We start from the raw sequence: 16,077 nt of genomic DNA, 5'->3' as shown, positions 1-16,077 counted from the left end.
AGCGGTCGGCGGTAGCGAGGCCTCAACCCATGCGAAACCCGAACTAATAACAAACCCGCGATATGAAACCGGGACGAACGTCGACCCGCCTGTTGTGCCGTGCGCCAGCGGGTGTAACTCGATGTGTCCGTCCGGCCAGCATTGTTGCTTACACAAAAAACAGCGAGGAATAATCCATGCTCGAAGTCATCAACGACTTCCTCTCAGGGAAAGTACTGATCGTGCTCATTGTCGGGCTCGGTAGCTACTTCACGATCCGCTCGCGTTTCGTTCAATTGCGTCACTTCTTCCACATGTTCGCGGTGTTCCGCGACAGCCTCAAAAGCAGCGCCGGGCAACTCAGTTCGTTCCAGGCCCTGATGCTCAGCCTCGCCGGCCGCGTCGGTGCGGGCAACATTGCCGGTGTCGGCATCGCCGTGACACTCGGTGGGCCTGGCGCGGTGTTCTGGATGTGGGTGACCGCACTGGTCGGCATGTCCAGCAGCTTCTTCGAATGCTCCCTCGGTCAGCTGTACAAACGCACCGACTCCGACGGCACCTTCCGGGGCGGCCCGTCCTACTACATCCAGCACGGCCTGCAAAAACGCTGGTTGGGCATGCTGATGGCGTTCCTGCTACTGGTGACGTTCGGCTTCGCCTTCAACGGCCTGCAAGCCCACGCCGTGACGCACTCGCTGAACAATGCGTTCGGCCTCGACACCACTTACACCGGCATCGGCCTGGCCGTACTGCTCGGCCTCGTATTCATCGGCGGGATCAAGCGCATCGCCAAGGTCGCCGACCTGCTGGTGCCGGTGAAAACCCTGGTGTATATCGGCGTGACCATCTACGTGATCGTGCTGCAATTCGACCAGGTGCCGGGCATGCTGATGACCATCGTCAAGAGCGCCTTCGGTCTGGACCAGGCCTTCGGCGGCCTGATCGGCAGCGCCATCGTCATGGGCGTGAAGCGTGGCGTATTCGCCAACGAAGCCGGCCTGGGCAGCGCGCCGAACGTGGCGGCGGTTGCGGCGGTCGAGCACCCGGTGGCACAAGGTGTGGTCCAGGCGTTCAGCGTGTTCCTCGATACCTTCGTGATTTGCACCTGCACCGCGCTACTGATCCTGCTTTCCGGTTTCTACACCCCGGGCTTCGAAGGCGACGGCATTGCTCTGACCCAGAACTCGCTGGCCGCCGTGGTCGGTGACTGGGGACGGATGTTCATCTCCGTGGCCCTGGCGCTGTTCGTGTTCACCTCGATCCTCTACAACTACTACCTGGGCGAGAGCAACCTGCGCTTTTTGATCGGTGAAAACCGCAAGGCGCTGATGGGCTATCGCGCGCTGGTACTGGTGCTGATTTTCTGGGGCGCCATCGAAAACCTCGGCACCGTATTTGCCTTCGCCGACATCACCATGACCATGCTCGCGTTCGTCAACCTGATCGCGCTGTTCCTGCTGTTCAAGGTCGGCATGCGCATCCTGCGTGACTACGATGACCAGCGCGCCGCTGGCATCAAGACGCCGGTGTTCGACTCCGCCAGGTTCCCGGACCTGGACCTGGATCGCCAGGCGTGGCCGGCCAACCCGCCAGCCGCCGTTCAGAATCAGGCTGAGCCGCAAGGTGTGACCGCAGCGCAACGCTGATCGGTAAAAAGCGGGCGCATCCCTTGCGCCCGTCAGCTAGAGTGCGCAAATCCATTGTGGGAGCGGGCTTGCTCGCGAAGGCGGACGTTCAGCCAACACTTGTGTTGAATGTGCTGACCTCTTCGCGAGCAAGCCCGCTCCCACAATGGCAGTCATTGTTTCGGAGAACTTCCATGAATTCGTCGACCTACCCTGCCGCCCAGCACGTCATGGTGCTCTACACCGGCGGCACCATCGGCATGCAGGCCAGCGCCAACGGCCTGGCTCCGGCGTCCGGCTTCGAAGCGCGGATGCGCGACTATCTGCACAGCCAGCCTGAGCTGGTGGTGCCGCAATGGCGCTTCCGTGAAATGTCGCCGCTGATCGACAGCGCCAACATGACCCCGACGTACTGGCAGCAGTTGCGTGAGGCGGTGGTCGATGCGGTGGATGTTCAGGGCTGCGACAGCGTGCTGATCCTGCATGGCACCGACACCCTGGCCTACAGCGCGGCGGCCATGAGTTTCCAGTTGCTCGGCCTGCATGCCCGGGTGTGCTTCACCGGCTCGATGTTGCCGGCCGGCGTCACCGATAGCGACGCCTGGGAAAACCTCGGCGGTGCGCTGGTTGCACTGGGCCAGGGCCTGGCGCCGGGTGTGCATCTGTATTTCCATGGCGAACTGCTGGACCCGACCCGTTGCGCGAAGGTACGCAGTTTTGGTCGTCATCCATTCAAGCGACTGGAGCGTCAGGGTGGTGGTGTGAAAGCCTCTTCGCTGCCAACAGCGTTGAACTACAACCAGGTAAAACAACTGGCGAAGGTTGCCGTGTTGCCGCTGTTCCCTGGCATCGGTGCCGAGATCCTCGATGGCCTGCTCGACAGCGGCATTCAAGGTCTGGTGCTGGAGTGCTACGGCAGCGGCACCGGGCCGAGTGACAACCCAGAGTTCCTCGCCAGCCTCGGCCGTGCTCGGGATATCGGCGTGGTAGTGGTCGCGGTGACGCAATGCCACGAAGGCGGGGTTGAACTGGACGTCTATGAGGCAGGCAGTCGCTTGCGCGGTGTCGGTGTGCTCTCCGGTGGCGGCATGACCCGTGAAGCGGCATTCGGCAAGTTGCATGGGTTGTTGGGGGCGGGGCTTGATACGGACGAAATTCGTCGGCTTGTCGAGCTCGACCTTTGCGGCGAACTGAGCTGACAAAACACAAAACCTGTGGGAGCGGGATTGCTCGCGAAGACGACGGCACATCCAGCAGTGATGTGACAGGACGACCGCTTTCGCGAGCAAGACCGCTCCCACAGGGGTCATCGGCACACAACTTGCTCCGCATTCCAGCATCCCAAGGCTGGAAGTCCTCATGCTCCACTCCCACCTCACTACCCTCAACGCGGTCTCCCTGGTACTCGATGCCTTCAAGGCACAAGGCTTGTCCAGCGAAGCGCTACTGGCCGGCAGCGGCATCAGTGCGGCGGATCTGAACCGGGCCGACACGCGCATCACCACCAATCAAGAGATGCAGGTCTGTGCCAACGCCGTTGCCCTCAAGCGTGACATCGGCCTGGAACTGGGTCGGCGGATGCACGTTTCCTGCTACGGCATGCTCGGTTACGCCCTGCTCACCAGTGCCACCTTCGGTGACGCATTGCGGCTGGCGATACGTTATCCGGCGCTGCTGGGAACACTTTTCGAGTTGAGTCTTGAAGACGATGGCGAGCGCATCTGGTTCGCCGCCGCCGATTACCGCGAGAGCCCGGCCATGGCGGTGTTCAACGCCGAGTTCTGCCTGGTGTCGCTGAAAGTCACTTGCGACGACCTGCTTGGCCATCCCCTGCCCTTACTCGGCGCACGCTTCGAACATGCCGCGCCCGACTACGAAGCGACCTACGCCGAACACTTCAACTGCCCGGTGCACTTCGGCGCGCGGAACAACGCCTTCGCCTTCGACAGGCGCTGGCTCGACCAGCCACTGCCGCTGGCCGATGTCATCACCCATCAAGCCATGGCCGAACGCTGCCGCAAACAGAATCTCGAGTTCACCGGGCGCCAGGCCTGGCTGGGACGGATCCGCCAATTGCTCAGCGCGCAATTGAATGCGGCGCCCGGGCTGGAGGGGCTGGCCGGGCAAATGAACTGTTCGGCGCGGACCTTGCGCCGGCATCTCAAGGACATGGGTTGCAGCTATCAGGAGCTGCTCGACGAATTGCGCTTCGAGCAGGCCAAGCAAATGCTGTGCGAGGATCAATTGCCGATCTATCAGATTGCCGAGGCGCTGGGCTTCAGCGAGACCGCGAGTTTTCGCCATGCGTTCGTGCGCTGGAGTGGTGTCGCGCCGAGTCAGTTCAGGCCACACGGCTAACCCTGTGGGAGCGGGCTTGCCCGCGAAGAGGCCAGTACAACCGATACATCTCCATTGGCTGGAACACCGCTTTCGCGGGCAAGCCCGCTCCCACAGATTTAACATTTCATGTACTCACCTGGAACTCAGCCGTGCAAGTAAGGGGCGAATTTCGGTCAAATGTTTTGGCCATATTGACCCCCTTTTGGCCTTTCCTGCCGTTCTCCGAAATCGTCCGTGCCGCAAGACTGTGTTCAACCGAATCAGCCTGCGGAGAACAACAAAATGCTGACGATCTACTCGAACGATCACCACCTGCACCACGGCCGTTGTGAATTGATAGACGGGCAACTCAAGCCCTGCTTCGAAATGCCTTCACGTGCCGATCACGTGCTGGCACGGGTGCAAAATCAAAATCTCGGCCCTGTCGAAGCGCCGAAGGATTTCGGCCTCGGACCGATCGAACGCATCCACAGCCGCGACTACCTCGACTTCTTCAAGGGTGCCTGGGCACGCTGGACCGAATTCAACACCGACGGTGACTTGCTGCCCTACACTTGGCCGGCCCGCACCCTGCGACGGATCAAACCCACCAGCCTGCACGGCGAACTCGGCTATTACAGCTTCGACGGCGGCGCGCCAATCACCGCCGGTACGTGGCAGGCGGCGTATAGCGCAGCGCAAGTCGCCCTCACCGCCCAGGCGGAAATCCAGCGCGGCGCCCGTTCGGCCTTCGCCCTGTGCCGTCCACCGGGACACCACGCTGCCAGCGATTTGATGGGAGGTTATTGCTACCTCAACAACGCGGCCATTGCCGCCCAGGCCTTCCTTGATCAGGGCCACAAGAAGGTCGCGATCCTCGACGTCGATTACCACCATGGCAACGGCACCCAGTCGATTTTCTACGAACGCAGCGACGTGCTGTTCACTTCGATCCATGGCCACCCGGAAGCCGAGTTTCCGTTCTTCCTCGGCTATGAAGACGAATTGGGCGAGGGCCCCGGCGAGGGCTTCAACTTCAACTATCCTCTGGCCGCAGGCTCGGGCTGGGACACCTGGAGCGCGGCGCTGGAACAGGCCTGCAAAGAGATCGAAAACTACGGCGCCGACATCGTCGTGGTCTCCTTGGGAGTCGACACGTTCAAGGACGATCCGATCTCGCAATTCAAACTCGACAGCCCGGATTACCTGGCCATGGGCAAGCGCATTGCGGCTCTCGGCAAACCGACGCTGTTCGTGATGGAAGGCGGCTATGCGGTAGAAGAAATCGGCATCAACGCCGTGAACGTTCTCGAAGGTTTCGAAAGCGCCCAATGAGGAATTAGAACAATGACAAGACTCAAGCGTTTGATCGTTCCTGCCCTGGGCGCCCTGGTGCTCAGTGGCGTTGCCCATGCTGAAGAACGAACGTTGCGTGTCTACAACTGGTTCGACTACATCACCCCCAAGGCTCTGGAAGACTTCAAGGCCCAGAACAGCCAGACCAAGCTGGTCTACGACATTTTCGACACCAACGAAGCACTGGAAGCCAAGTTGCTGACCGGCAACTCCGGCTACGACGTGGTGGTGCCGTCCAACGTGTTCCTCGCCAAGCAGATCGAAGCCGGCGTGTTCCAGCCACTGGACCGCAGCAAGTTGCCGAACTGGAACCACCTCGATCCCAAGCTGATGATGCTGATCGAGGCAAACGACCCGGGCAACAAGTTCGCCGTGCCTTACATGTACGGGACCATCCTGATCGGCTTCAACCCGGACAGGGTCAAGGCCGTGCTCGGCGACAACGCGCCAGTGGACAGCTGGGACCTGATCTTCAAGGAAGAGAACATCAGCAAGCTCAAGCAGTGCGGCGTCGCCCTGCTCGACTCGCCGTCGGAGATCTTGCCGCTGGCCCTGCAACACCTCGGCCTGGACCCCAACAGCAAAAAGCCTGCGGACTACGACAAGGCTGAAGCGCTGCTGATGAAGATCCGCCCGTACATCACCTACTTCCACTCATCGAAGTACATGGCCGATATCGCCAACGGTGACATCTGCGTCGCGGTCGGTTATTCCGGCAGCTTCTCGCAAGCCGCCAACCGGGCCAAGGAAGCCAAGAACGGTGTGGTCGTCGACATGCGTTTGCCGAAGGAAGGCGCGCCGATCTGGTTCGACATGCTGGCAATTCCGAAGGGGGCGAAAAACCCCGAAGACGCCTACACCTTCATCAACTACCTGCTGCAGCCGCAAGTGATTGCACCAGTCAGTGACTTTGTCGGTTACCCGAACCCGAACAAGGACGCCACGGAACTGGTCGACCCGGCGATCCGCAACAACCCCAACCTGTACCCGACCGATGCGGCGATGGGCACGCTCTACACCCTGCAACCGCTGCCGCGCGATGCCGAACGTGCACGGACCCGAGCCTGGACCAAGATCAAGTCCGGGACTTGAGATCAGAAAAACCTCCTGCCGTTGTTGGCAGGAGGTTTTATTGTTAAAAGTCAGGAAAGCTGTTGCAAATTTGTCACTTTGAAATTTGCTTCAATTTCTTTGTAAGGCGATTCTTCAATCAATGCCACATTGAAAGAACCAGAGAACTCCTGTCGACTACCTTCACCACAAATATGAGCTCGACCAGACTCAGCAGGATATTCCAGAGTCGGCTCCCCGTCTTTTTCTATTATATAACCAATGGTGACTTTTCCATCGAGACTGACATCATGCTCGCCGTCACCAAGATCGTCATCGGCCGCCACGGATATATATCGCCGATTATTTCCCTCATTAATGACCCCCACCACAATTTTGACACCAAAACTGATAAAACCTTGAACGTCGTCGGCGGTAAAGGCAACACCGTCAATCGATGCAGTGAAGTAGTCGTCCTTTACCTGCCGCAGGCCTTGGCACCTCGTTGCTTCCAGCGCTGCTTTCAGGCACTTTGCGTGTAAGTGTTTCATAGAGTATTCCTTGATGAGTCCAAGTAAAAAATGCTCGAATTCAGGTCATGACTTCATAGGGTCGAATGATAAAAATCTTATAAAACGGCAATAAGAATACGCGACAGCAATTATCGATTTCGCAAGCGCACACACTTCCTCCGTTACGCACTAATTATTTATGCGCATTGACGTGCTCGGTCAACCCTGAAAGTGTTTCATATAAATTTGTTACAACTAAGACTTCGATATTTAACTATATAATCTGGCTACAACGTGGAGGGTTACCAGCCCCGAAAAAAGAGGCCACGGAACTGGTCGACCCGGCAATCCGCAGTCCGCGTCGTTATGTAGACCTCGCGCGCTTCAGCCCGCACGCCACACCGCCCGCAACCGTTGCAATGCCGCCTCGATCGCCTTTTCGGGTACCGCGGCAAAACCCAGCACCAGACCGGCGCGTTGATCCATCGGGGTTGCGGACTCCGGCAGCCAGTAACCGCTCAAGCCGTTGACCTCGACATCGACACTGTCCGCCAACTCAATCAACTCACGTTCACGTTCCACGCTGTCGACCAGTACTGTCATGTGCAACCCCGCGGCAACAGTGGGCAACTTGCCGATACCTGGAATATCCATAGGCCAACCATTGAGCAAGGCATTGCGCCGACTCAGCGCCGCCCGCCGCATGCGCCGGATGTGGCGCTGGAAATGCCCGGTCGCCATGAACTCGGCCATCACCGCCTGGGTGCTGACTTCAGAATGCCGTACGTCCACCGCGCGTCGTTGCGCAAAGGCCTGCACCAGCCCCGGTGGCAGCACCAGATAACCGAGACGCAATGCCGGAAACGCGACCTTGCCGAACGTACCGACATACAACACCCGCCCGTGACGATCGAGCGCAGCCAAAGGTGCCAGTGGCGCGCCGGTGTATCGGTACTCGCCATCATAGTCATCCTCGACGATCCAGCCTTGGGTGCGCTCGGCCCAGGCCAGCAACTCCAGGCGCCGCGCCAGGCTCATGACCACGCCGGTGGGATACTGATGTGACGGTGTGACATAGGTCAGCCGACAATCATCGAGCCCTGTCAGTTCGCTGCAATTGATGCCCTCGCTGTCCACTGCCACCCCGTGCAGTCGCGCCCCCGCCACGGCGAACGCATGCCCTGCCGCCCGATACCCCGGGTTTTCAATCGCCACACCGTCGCCCGGTTCCACCAGCAGCTGTGCACAAAGGCTGATTCCCTGCTGTGCGCCACTGGTGATCACAATTTGTTCAGCTGTGCACTGCATGCCCCGCGAGCTGCGTAGATACGCCGCGATCATCCCCCGCAAGCGTGCATCGCCTGCCGGGTCGCCGTAGCACAACTGCTGGAAATCAGGTTTACGCCAGAAAGCCGCATTCAGCTTGGCCCAGACCTCGAACGGAAACAGATCGAATGCCGGAACACCGACCCGAAAAGCCCTGGGCGGACCACTGGGCGGCATGGGTAAATGGTTCTTTTCAACGCGGGTCAAGGCGTCCCTGTGGGTAACTTTGCTGGATGAATCCACAGGCAAATCAAGCCAATTTGTGGATAAAGCTGTGGGTAAGCCTGTTGAAAACCCTGTGGATACTTTTGTGGATAGTTTTTTTGCCGGCAAGGTTGCCTGGGGTAATTGCGCAACGTAAGTCCCGTCGCCTACCCGCCCTTCGATAAACCCTTCGGCGTACAGCTGATCGTAGGCACGCACCACGCTGTTTCGGGAAATCGCCAGCGCGGCAGCCAGATCACGACTGGCCGGCAGACGCGTGCCGCTGGCCAGTCGCCCGTCCAAAACGCGTGCGCGCAATGCCTGGTAGAGCTGACGACTCAGCCCCTGACGACGATCAAGCTCGATACCCGCCGGGTTGAAGGTCAAGGACAGTGGTTCGCTAGTCATCGCAATGGACCTATGAAATTGGTCATTAATGGCTCTTACAACAGACCAATAGCCTGCCTAGGATGCAGGCATTCGCCAAGGAAAATATCTCCATGTACACGCCACGTGCTTTTGCCATCGACGAGTTGTCCCAACTGCATGAACTGATCCTCGCCACCCGCCTCGCCATATTGGTGACCCACGGTGAAAGCGGCCTGCAAGCCAGCCATGTACCTGTGCTGCTGCATTGCGAACAAGGTTCGAACGGCACGCTGTACGGGCATCTGGCCAAAGCCAATCCACAGTGGAAAGAGCTGCGCGACGGCTCCGAAGCCCTGCTGATCTTTGCCGGTGCCGACGCCTACGTCAGCCCAGGCTTCTACCCGAGCAAGGCCGAACACGGCAAAGTCGTGCCAACCTGGAACTACATCGCAGTCCACGCCTATGGCCGAGCCGAAACCTTCAGCGATGGCGGACGACTGCTCGACATCGTCAGTACCCTCACCGATCGTCATGAAGCTGGCCGCGCCCAACCGTGGTCAGTGGCCGATGCCCCCGCCGATTACATCGACGGCATGCTCAAGGCCATCGTCGGTTTCGCCATTCCCATCGACCGTCTGGAAGGCAAGCGCAAGCTCAGCCAGAACCGCAGCCCCGCCGACATCGACGGCGTGCGCAAAGGCCTGGCTGCCAGCCCCGACGTAACTGACCAAACCCTCGCCCAATTGATGCGCTAAGGAAATCACCATGAGTCAGATCGACATTCGCCAAGTCACCACCGGTGATCACGCGGCCTGGTTGCCGTTGTGGCAAGCCTACCTGCGCTTCTACAACACCGAACTGCCGCAGGCCGTTACCCAAAGCACCTGGCAGCGCATGCTCGACCCGAGCGAACCAACCCACGCCGCCCTCGCCTGGGCCGACGGTAAAGCGGTGGGCATGGTGCATTTCATCTACCATCGTTCGAACTGGACCATCGAGAACTCCTGCTACCTGCAAGACTTGCTGGTGGTCCCGCAAACCCGTGGCACCGGCGTCGGCCGCCAGTTGATCGAGTTCGTCTACACCACGGCCAAGGCCGACGGCTGTAACAAGGTCCACTGGCTGACCCACGAATCCAACGCCACCGCGATCCAGCTCTACGAGCACATCGCCGAACGCCCGGGTTTCATCCAGTTTCGCAAAGCCATCTAGGTTCAAGGAGAACACATGTCGATTTCACTCGCCGACTGGAAAGGCGTCCCGGCCCCCACGACCCAACTGATCGAAGGGCGTTACATCCGCCTGGAAAAACTCGACCCGGCGCGCCATGGCGACGACCTGTTCAACGCCCTGCAAGGCCCGGGGGCCGACCCGAAACTCTGGGACTATCTGCCTTACGGCCCCTTCCCGGAGCGCAGCGTCTTCAACGACTGGCTGAACAACCATGCGACCAGCAGCGACCCATATTTCTTCAGCGTGATCGACCGCGCCAGCGGCGAGGTCCAGGGCATTCTCAGCCTGATGTCCATCGTCCCGGCCCAGGGCCGCATCGAAATCGGCCACGTCACCTTCGGCGCCCCGATGCAGCGCTCGCCGAAAAGCACCGAGGCGGTTTACCTGTTGGCCAAGGAATCCTTTGCCCTGGGCTACCGTCGCCTGGAATGGAAATGCAACAACGCCAACGCCCGCTCCAAATACGCGGCCGAGCGCCTGGGCTTCAGTTTTGAGGGTGTGTTCCGTCAGCACATGGTAGTCAAAGGGCAGAACCGCGATACGGCGTGGTACTCGATCCTGGATTCCGAATGGCCGGCGATTGGGGCCGGGTTTGAAAAGTGGCTGAGTGATGAGAACCAGACGGGGTCGGGGCAGTTGAAAAGCCTCGTTGAGTGTCGCGGCTAAAAGAACCAAAAGCAAAAGATCGCAGCCTTCGGCAGCTCCTACAGGGTCGGTGTATATCCTGTAGGAGCTGCCGAAGGCTGCGATCCTTTGCGTCAGCCCAACGCATCCAAGGCGTCACAACCGTCCTGAATCAGGATGTGCAATCGGAGCAGTTTCAGCTGATATCCCGTCGAATCCGCACCACACCCATTTTCAGTCCAAACGGACGGAACACTGCGTTCAAAGACTTCAGCGTCTGATTCCCTTCTCCATGTTCAATGTGCACCAGCGTGCGCACCGAGATTTTGCACATTTTGGCGAATTGGGTCTGGTGCAAACCGGTGACTTCGACTCGCAAACGGCGAACCGCTTCGCCTATTTCAAGAGTGCCCTGAGCCAAAGCCTCTTGAATGCTTTCTATGAGCACTGTGCGCTCAGCAACGGTCATGCTCATTTCAAGCCCCACTCTTTCAAACGTTGCTCCAGATTTTTCAATGCAATTTGTGGGTGATTCATTGTCTGTCCAGGCAGACCGCTGGCCGAGAGAATATCGGGGAGTGCCATCAGGCGATTTGCATCGTCACGCAGGCGCTCAAATGAATCCTGCACGTCACTCAAAGCGGCTAATGGATCATCCGGATCAGCGATGTCGGCCAATGTACGGCACACCCCGCGCCAATCAACGTCACCCGCTCTCTCCAGTTCTTTTGGCCACTTGGTGGTCCGTGTCACACCTTCGTCGTCCATCACCATGGGTGCTAAATCATAAATGGGTGCAAGACGAAACGAGGTGTCATCACGGATGATTGCGATATTGCGTCCGTGGTTATCTGAGTTGCCGAGGATTTTGTTGATCAGATCCCGACGAAGATAATCGGCAACGAGATCCGGAATTTGATCCGCCTGCCCCGCCTCACGCCAAAGTCCTGCCAACAACCGGATAACGTCCATGTGGTCCAAAGCGCTACCCGCTGTCGTGATGTTTGCCAGCGAGTAGATTGACTCCACGGCAAAGCGCTCGACGCCTTGGTCGGTCACTTGACGGTCAAAACGCTGCATCCACAAGCTGGGTTTGGTCGCTTCTTCCAGTGCAAGCCCCTCGACGGCCACAGTCTCGATCCCCAGACTCTGGAGCGCCCTGTAATAGTGATACTCGCTTCTTAGGATTACCTGATCAGTTTCCAGCCCTTTGTTGCGGGCGAACTTCACAAACCAATGTTGAGTGACATCGGCGTCGTCAAGTACTGCATCCGGGTACAGTAGCCCCGCCTTGTTCTGGGCCAACAAAAGCTTCGGAGCCTCGCCACCTGCACCTGTTGCGCCACCAATGGCAGCCCCCTGCTCGTAGGCATACTCAAGAAATCGATTATTGCGACTGATGACGTCCTGGCGCTCAAAACCAATAGGCTCACGCTGATCCACTGCTTCGGCAGACGCCTTGACTCGCATATTTCCGATCGGCGCCGGCGTGCTTCTGGCCAGCAGGTAAAGGTCTGCACTTACGTCCGCGGGCTTGTCTTTGCCTATATGCGCTAAAAGGAACCTTTTGGCTGCACCTGCCGGTGCAACATCATGTACAAATGCTGGCGCATTGGATCGTCTGCCATCCCAATCCAAAGGGAATCTCGCGCTCACTGCCTTGGCGAACGGAGTTCCAATATCTTCGTAATTTTCAAAAAGATACGTTTGCTGGTAGCCAAAACTGCAGCGACTTTCGAAGCCTTTTTCAGGGCTGTCGAAGCTCAAAATCATGGCGTCGTGCCAGTTTCCTGCCCAATAGATCTGTAGAGTCAGATCGTACATGTCGTCACCACCTGCATTTAATTGCATGTTCTCATGGCTGATTATCGCCTTGAACGCAATATAGTGCACATAAAGAGCGCAGGCACAGTGGCTATGTGTATTAAAATGCAGATCAAACCACTTGCGTGGCAAAAAAACGCAAAATAATGCAGATCCCGCCGAACCAATAGTTCGAAAGCCACAAAACCAGAAATTGCTTTACGGACGATGCCGGAAAAGTCGGTCGCGACAACAGGGGATGAGCGTCTGATCGCCAAATCCAGAGCATAAAAAAAGGGGAGCACATGCTCCCCCGAGGTATAAAGCGTTGTATCGAGGCTGTTAACTCAGCCTTCGATCTCGATCAGGATCTCGCCCGGGTTCACCCGGTCGCCCTTGGCCACGTGAATGGCGGTGACTTTACCGGCGATGGCTGCCTGGACTTCGGTTTCCATCTTCATCGCTTCGGTGATCAACACAGCCTGGCCTGCCTTGACGGTGTCACCCTCCTTGACCAGCACGTCGACGATGTTGCCCGGCATGGTGGTGCTGACGTGGCCCGGTGCAGTGGCTTGCTTGCGCTTGCTGCTGCCGCCGCCGACGAATTCGTTGAGCGGTTCGAACACCACTTCTTCCGGCATGCCGTCGATGGACAGGTAGAAGTGACGCTTGCCTTCGGCCTTGACGCCAACACCGGTGATGTCGACGCGGTAGGTTTCGCCGTGCACGTCGATGACGAACTCGGTCGGTACGCCCTCACCACCAGCCGAGGCGACGCCGCCGGCTTCAGGAATCGGCAACAGCACTTCAGGTGTCAGGGTGCCCGCAGCACGCTCCTCGAGGAACTTGCGACCGATGTCCGGGAACATGGCGAAGGTCAGCACGTCTTCTTCAGACTTGGCCAGTGCACCGATATCGGCGCGCAGCTTGGTCATTTCCGGCTTGAGCAGGTCGGCCGGGCGCACGTCGATCACTTCTTCACTGCCGATGGCCTGGCGACGCAGTTGTTCATTCACGGTGCCCGGCGCCTTGCCGTAGCCGCCCTGCAGGTACAGCTTCACTTCGTTGGTGATGGTCTTGTAGCGCTCGCCGGCCAGCACGTTGAAGAACGCCTGGGTGCCGACGATCTGCGACGTCGGGGTCACCAGCGGCGGGAAGCCGAGGTCTTCACGAACCCGCGGGATTTCGGCCAGCACTTCGCTCATGCGATTGAGTGCGCCCTGCTCTTTCAACTGGTTGGCCAGGTTGGAAATCATCCCGCCCGGTACCTGGTTGACTTGAACACGGGTATCGACGGCGGTGAACTCGCTTTCGAACTGGTGATACTTCTTGCGCACGGCGTAGAAGTACAGACCGATCTCTTGCAGCAGTTCCAGGTTCAGGCCGGTGTCGAACTCGCTGCCTTTAAGGGCGGCGACCATCGACTCGGTGCCCGGGTGGCTGGTGCCCCAGGCGAAGCTGGAGATTGCGGTATCGATGTGGTCGGCACCGTTTTCGATGGCCTTCATCTGGCACATCGCGGCCAGGCCAGCGGTGTCGTGGGAGTGAATGAACACTGGCAGCGATTGTTCGGCTTTCAGGGCCTTGACCAGTTCGCCGGTGGCGTACGGGGTCAACAAGCCGGCCATGTCCTTGATCGCCACCGAGTCGCAACCCATGGCTTCCATTTGCTTGGCCTGGTTCACGAAGGCCTCGATGGTGTGCACCGGGCTGGTGGTGTAGGCGATGGTGCCTTGGGCGTGTTTGCCGGCGGCTTTGACCGCTTCGATGGCCACGCGCAGGTTACGCACGTCGTTCATGGCGTCGAAGATGCGGAACACGTCGATGCCGTTGACCGCGGCCTTGGCGACGAAGGCCTTGACCACGTCGTCGCTGTAGTGGCGGTAGCCCAACAGGTTCTGACCGCGCAGCAGCATTTGCAGGCGGGTGTTAGGCAGCGCCGCGCGCAGCTGGCGCAGACGCTCCCACGGATCTTCTTTCAGGAAGCGCACGCAGGCGTCGAAGGTCGCGCCGCCCCAGCATTCCAGCGACCAGTAGCCGACTTTGTCGAGCTTGTCGCAGATCGGCAGCATGTCTTCGGTGCGCATGCGGGTCGCGAGCAGCGATTGATGGGCGTCGCGCAGGATGGTGTCGGTTACGTGAATCTTCTTGGACATTGTTTTATTCCTCACAGGCCTGCGTGGGCGGCGATGGCGGCGGCGATGGCCAGGGCCAGCTCTTCGGGTTTGCGCTTGATCGAGTAGTTGGTCAGTTCAGGGTGGCTTTCAACGAAGCTGGTGTTGAACTGGCCGCTACGGAATTCCGGATTGCGCAGGATTTCCTGGTAGTACGCGGCGGTGGTCTTGACCCCTTGCAGACGCATATCGTCGAGGGCGCGCAAGCCACGGTCCATCGCCTCTTCCCAGGTCAGCGCCCACACCACCAGTTTCAGGCACATGGAGTCGTAGTACGGCGGGATGGTGTAGCCGGTATAGATCGCCGTGTCGGTCCGTACGCCGGGGCCGCCGGGTGCGTAGTAACGGGTGATCTTGCCGAAGCTCGGCAGGAAGTTGTTCTTCGGGTCTTCAGCGTTGATCCGGAACTGCAGGGCGAAACCACGGTGGTGGATGTCTTCCTGTTTCACCGAAAGCGGCAGGCCGGAGGCAATGCGAATCTGCTCGCGGACAATGTCGATGCCGGTGATTTCTTCGGTGATGGTGTGTTCCACCTGCACCCGGGTGTTCATCTCCATGAAGTACACCTCGCCCTCGGCGAGCAGGAACTCCACGGTGCCGGCGTTCTCGTAACCCACGGCCTTGGCTGCGCGCACCGACAGGTCGCCGATGTAGGCGCGCTGTTCCGGGGTCAGTTGCGGGCTCGGGGCGATCTCGATCAGCTTCTGGTTGCGGCGCTGGATCGAGCAGTCACGCTCGAACAGGTGCACCACGTTGCCAAAGCTGTCGCCAAGAATCTGCGCCTCGATGTGCTTCGGATTGACGATGCATTTTTCCAGGAACACTTCCGCCGAACCAAAAGCCTTGGTGGCTTCGGAAATGACCCGAGGGAAGGCTTGTTCGAGTTCTTCACGGCTGTTGCAGCGACGAATGCCGCGGCCGCCACCACCGGAAGTGGCTTTGAGCATCACCGGGTAACCGATGCGATCGCCTTCGGTCAGGGCTTCTTCGATGCCCGACACGTTGCCTTCAGTGCCCGGGGTCACCGGTACGCCGGCCTTGATCATGCTGCGGCGAGCTTCGGTCTTGTCGCCCATGCGGCGAATCACTTCTGCCGACGGGCCGATGAACTTGATCCCGCGCTCGGCGCAGATCTCCGCCAGTTCGGCGTTTTCCGAAAGGAAGCCGTAGCCGGGGTGCAGTGCATCGCAACCGGTTTCCACAGCCAGGTTCACCAGCTTGCGCGGGTTCAGATAACCGGCCAGCGGCTCGGCACCGATACTGTGGGCCTCGTCCGCACGCTTGACGTGCAAGGCATGACGGTCGGCATCGGAATAGATCGCGACCGAGCGAATGCCCATTTCGGCGCAGGCACGTACAATTCGTACGGCAATCTCACCACGGTTGGCGATCAGGATCTTTGTTATCACTTGGAGTTTCCCTTGAGCCGGTGGTACCCACGACCTGCTAGACCCAGGTCGACGCGTGACCAAATGTTTCAATTTGGTCGCAGGTCCACACTAG

At 59.1% G+C, this 16,077-nt stretch carries 14 protein-coding genes; 8 read left to right on the top strand and 6 right to left on the bottom strand.

The window, feature by feature from the left end:
- Positions 1 to 176: 176 nt before the first annotated feature.
- The 5 genes from AC07W4_RS20935 to AC07W4_RS20915 all read left to right on the top strand — a co-directional run bounded on the left by AC07W4_RS20935 (position 177) and on the right by AC07W4_RS20915 (position 6,371).
- Positions 177 to 1,625, top strand: a complete 1,449-nt coding sequence (locus tag AC07W4_RS20935; RefSeq protein ID WP_008045551.1) for an alanine/glycine:cation symporter family protein — start codon at positions 177 to 179, stop codon at positions 1,623 to 1,625.
- Between the two features lie 173 nt (positions 1,626 to 1,798).
- Positions 1,799 to 2,803, top strand: coding sequence for an asparaginase (locus tag AC07W4_RS20930; protein WP_495033813.1), 1,005 nt, complete (start codon positions 1,799 to 1,801; stop codon positions 2,801 to 2,803).
- 160 nt (positions 2,804 to 2,963) lie between these two features.
- Positions 2,964 to 3,962 carry an AraC family transcriptional regulator gene (locus tag AC07W4_RS20925; protein WP_495033812.1) on the top strand — a complete coding sequence of 333 codons (999 nt, stop codon included), beginning with the start codon at positions 2,964 to 2,966 and terminating at the stop codon, positions 3,960 to 3,962.
- 264 nt (positions 3,963 to 4,226) lie between these two features.
- Entirely contained in the window at positions 4,227 to 5,258 is a 1,032-nt protein-coding gene (locus AC07W4_RS20920) for a histone deacetylase family protein (RefSeq protein WP_495033811.1), read from the top strand.
- A gap of 12 nt (positions 5,259 to 5,270) precedes the next feature.
- Positions 5,271 to 6,371 carry a polyamine ABC transporter substrate-binding protein gene (locus AC07W4_RS20915; RefSeq protein WP_495033810.1) on the top strand — a complete coding sequence of 367 codons (1,101 nt, stop codon included), beginning with the start codon at positions 5,271 to 5,273 and terminating at the stop codon, positions 6,369 to 6,371.
- Between the two features lie 50 nt (positions 6,372 to 6,421).
- Here the strand turns inward: AC07W4_RS20915 and AC07W4_RS20910 are convergent, their stop codons facing one another.
- Together AC07W4_RS20910 and pdxR are read right to left on the bottom strand one after the other, a co-directional pair.
- On the bottom strand, positions 6,422 to 6,880 hold the full coding sequence (locus tag AC07W4_RS20910) for a hypothetical protein (protein ID WP_495033809.1): 459 nt from the start codon (positions 6,878 to 6,880) through the stop codon (positions 6,422 to 6,424).
- 345 nt (positions 6,881 to 7,225) lie between these two features.
- Positions 7,226 to 8,779, bottom strand: coding sequence for a MocR-like pyridoxine biosynthesis transcription factor PdxR (pdxR, locus tag AC07W4_RS20905; protein WP_495033808.1), 1,554 nt, complete (start codon positions 8,777 to 8,779; stop codon positions 7,226 to 7,228).
- A 92-nt stretch (positions 8,780 to 8,871) separates the two neighbouring features.
- Between pdxR and AC07W4_RS20900 the strand changes: the two genes are divergently transcribed.
- The 3 genes from AC07W4_RS20900 to AC07W4_RS20890 are packed head-to-tail and all read left to right on the top strand — an operon-like array spanning position 8,872 to position 10,639.
- Positions 8,872 to 9,495, top strand: coding sequence for an FMN-binding negative transcriptional regulator (locus tag AC07W4_RS20900; protein WP_495033807.1), 624 nt, complete (start codon positions 8,872 to 8,874; stop codon positions 9,493 to 9,495).
- Positions 9,496 to 9,505: 10 nt separating this feature from the next.
- On the top strand, positions 9,506 to 9,952 hold the full coding sequence (locus AC07W4_RS20895; RefSeq protein WP_495033806.1) for a GNAT family N-acetyltransferase: 447 nt from the start codon (positions 9,506 to 9,508) through the stop codon (positions 9,950 to 9,952).
- Positions 9,953 to 9,967: 15 nt separating this feature from the next.
- A complete protein-coding gene (locus AC07W4_RS20890) occupies positions 9,968 to 10,639 on the top strand; it encodes a GNAT family N-acetyltransferase (protein WP_495033805.1) in 672 nt (223 codons plus the stop codon).
- A gap of 154 nt (positions 10,640 to 10,793) precedes the next feature.
- Here AC07W4_RS20890 and AC07W4_RS20885 read toward each other — a convergent pair whose 3' ends face one another.
- From AC07W4_RS20885 to AC07W4_RS20870, 4 genes are all read right to left on the bottom strand, one after another.
- Positions 10,794 to 11,072 carry a helix-turn-helix domain-containing protein gene (locus AC07W4_RS20885; protein ID WP_007971709.1) on the bottom strand — a complete coding sequence of 93 codons (279 nt, stop codon included), beginning with the start codon at positions 11,070 to 11,072 and terminating at the stop codon, positions 10,794 to 10,796.
- Positions 11,069 to 12,421 (bottom strand): HipA domain-containing protein, encoded by a 1,353-nt coding sequence (locus AC07W4_RS20880; RefSeq protein ID WP_008045575.1) that lies wholly within the window; start codon positions 12,419 to 12,421, stop codon positions 11,069 to 11,071. Before AC07W4_RS20880 ends, AC07W4_RS20885 begins: the two co-directional genes overlap by 4 nt.
- A gap of 326 nt (positions 12,422 to 12,747) precedes the next feature.
- A complete protein-coding gene (gene oadA / locus AC07W4_RS20875; protein WP_495033804.1) occupies positions 12,748 to 14,556 on the bottom strand; it encodes a sodium-extruding oxaloacetate decarboxylase subunit alpha in 1,809 nt (602 codons plus the stop codon).
- 11 nt (positions 14,557 to 14,567) lie between these two features.
- Positions 14,568 to 15,983, bottom strand: coding sequence for an acetyl-CoA carboxylase biotin carboxylase subunit (locus AC07W4_RS20870; protein WP_008045577.1), 1,416 nt, complete (start codon positions 15,981 to 15,983; stop codon positions 14,568 to 14,570).
- Between the last annotated feature and the right edge of the window lie 94 nt (positions 15,984 to 16,077).

The sequence above is a fragment of the Pseudomonas sp. GW821-FHT02A08 genome, assembly GCF_059422045.1.
The sequence above is the reverse complement of the archived record's forward strand: the minus strand, read 5'-3'. Positions and strand labels throughout refer to the sequence as shown.

Excerpts from the sequence above, each read along its gene's own strand:
- AC07W4_RS20915 (WP_495033810.1), top strand. The coding sequence starts at position 5,271 with ATGACAAGACTCAAGCGTTTGATCGTTCCTGCCCTGGGCGCCCTGGTG.
- AC07W4_RS20880 (WP_008045575.1), bottom strand. The coding sequence starts at position 12,421 with ATGTACGATCTGACTCTACAGATCTATTGGGCAGGAAACTGGCACGAC.
- AC07W4_RS20900 (WP_495033807.1), top strand. The coding sequence starts at position 8,872 with ATGTACACGCCACGTGCTTTTGCCATCGACGAGTTGTCCCAACTGCAT.
- AC07W4_RS20935 (WP_008045551.1), top strand. The coding sequence starts at position 177 with ATGCTCGAAGTCATCAACGACTTCCTCTCAGGGAAAGTACTGATCGTG.
- AC07W4_RS20890 (WP_495033805.1), top strand. The coding sequence starts at position 9,968 with ATGTCGATTTCACTCGCCGACTGGAAAGGCGTCCCGGCCCCCACGACC.
- AC07W4_RS20925 (WP_495033812.1), top strand. The coding sequence starts at position 2,964 with ATGCTCCACTCCCACCTCACTACCCTCAACGCGGTCTCCCTGGTACTC.
- oadA (WP_495033804.1), bottom strand. The coding sequence starts at position 14,556 with ATGTCCAAGAAGATTCACGTAACCGACACCATCCTGCGCGACGCCCAT.
- AC07W4_RS20895 (WP_495033806.1), top strand. The coding sequence starts at position 9,506 with ATGAGTCAGATCGACATTCGCCAAGTCACCACCGGTGATCACGCGGCC.
- AC07W4_RS20885 (WP_007971709.1), bottom strand. The coding sequence starts at position 11,072 with ATGAGCATGACCGTTGCTGAGCGCACAGTGCTCATAGAAAGCATTCAA.
- AC07W4_RS20930 (WP_495033813.1), top strand. The coding sequence starts at position 1,799 with ATGAATTCGTCGACCTACCCTGCCGCCCAGCACGTCATGGTGCTCTAC.
- pdxR (WP_495033808.1), bottom strand. The coding sequence starts at position 8,779 with ATGACTAGCGAACCACTGTCCTTGACCTTCAACCCGGCGGGTATCGAG.
- AC07W4_RS20910 (WP_495033809.1), bottom strand. The coding sequence starts at position 6,880 with ATGAAACACTTACACGCAAAGTGCCTGAAAGCAGCGCTGGAAGCAACG.
- AC07W4_RS20920 (WP_495033811.1), top strand. The coding sequence starts at position 4,227 with ATGCTGACGATCTACTCGAACGATCACCACCTGCACCACGGCCGTTGT.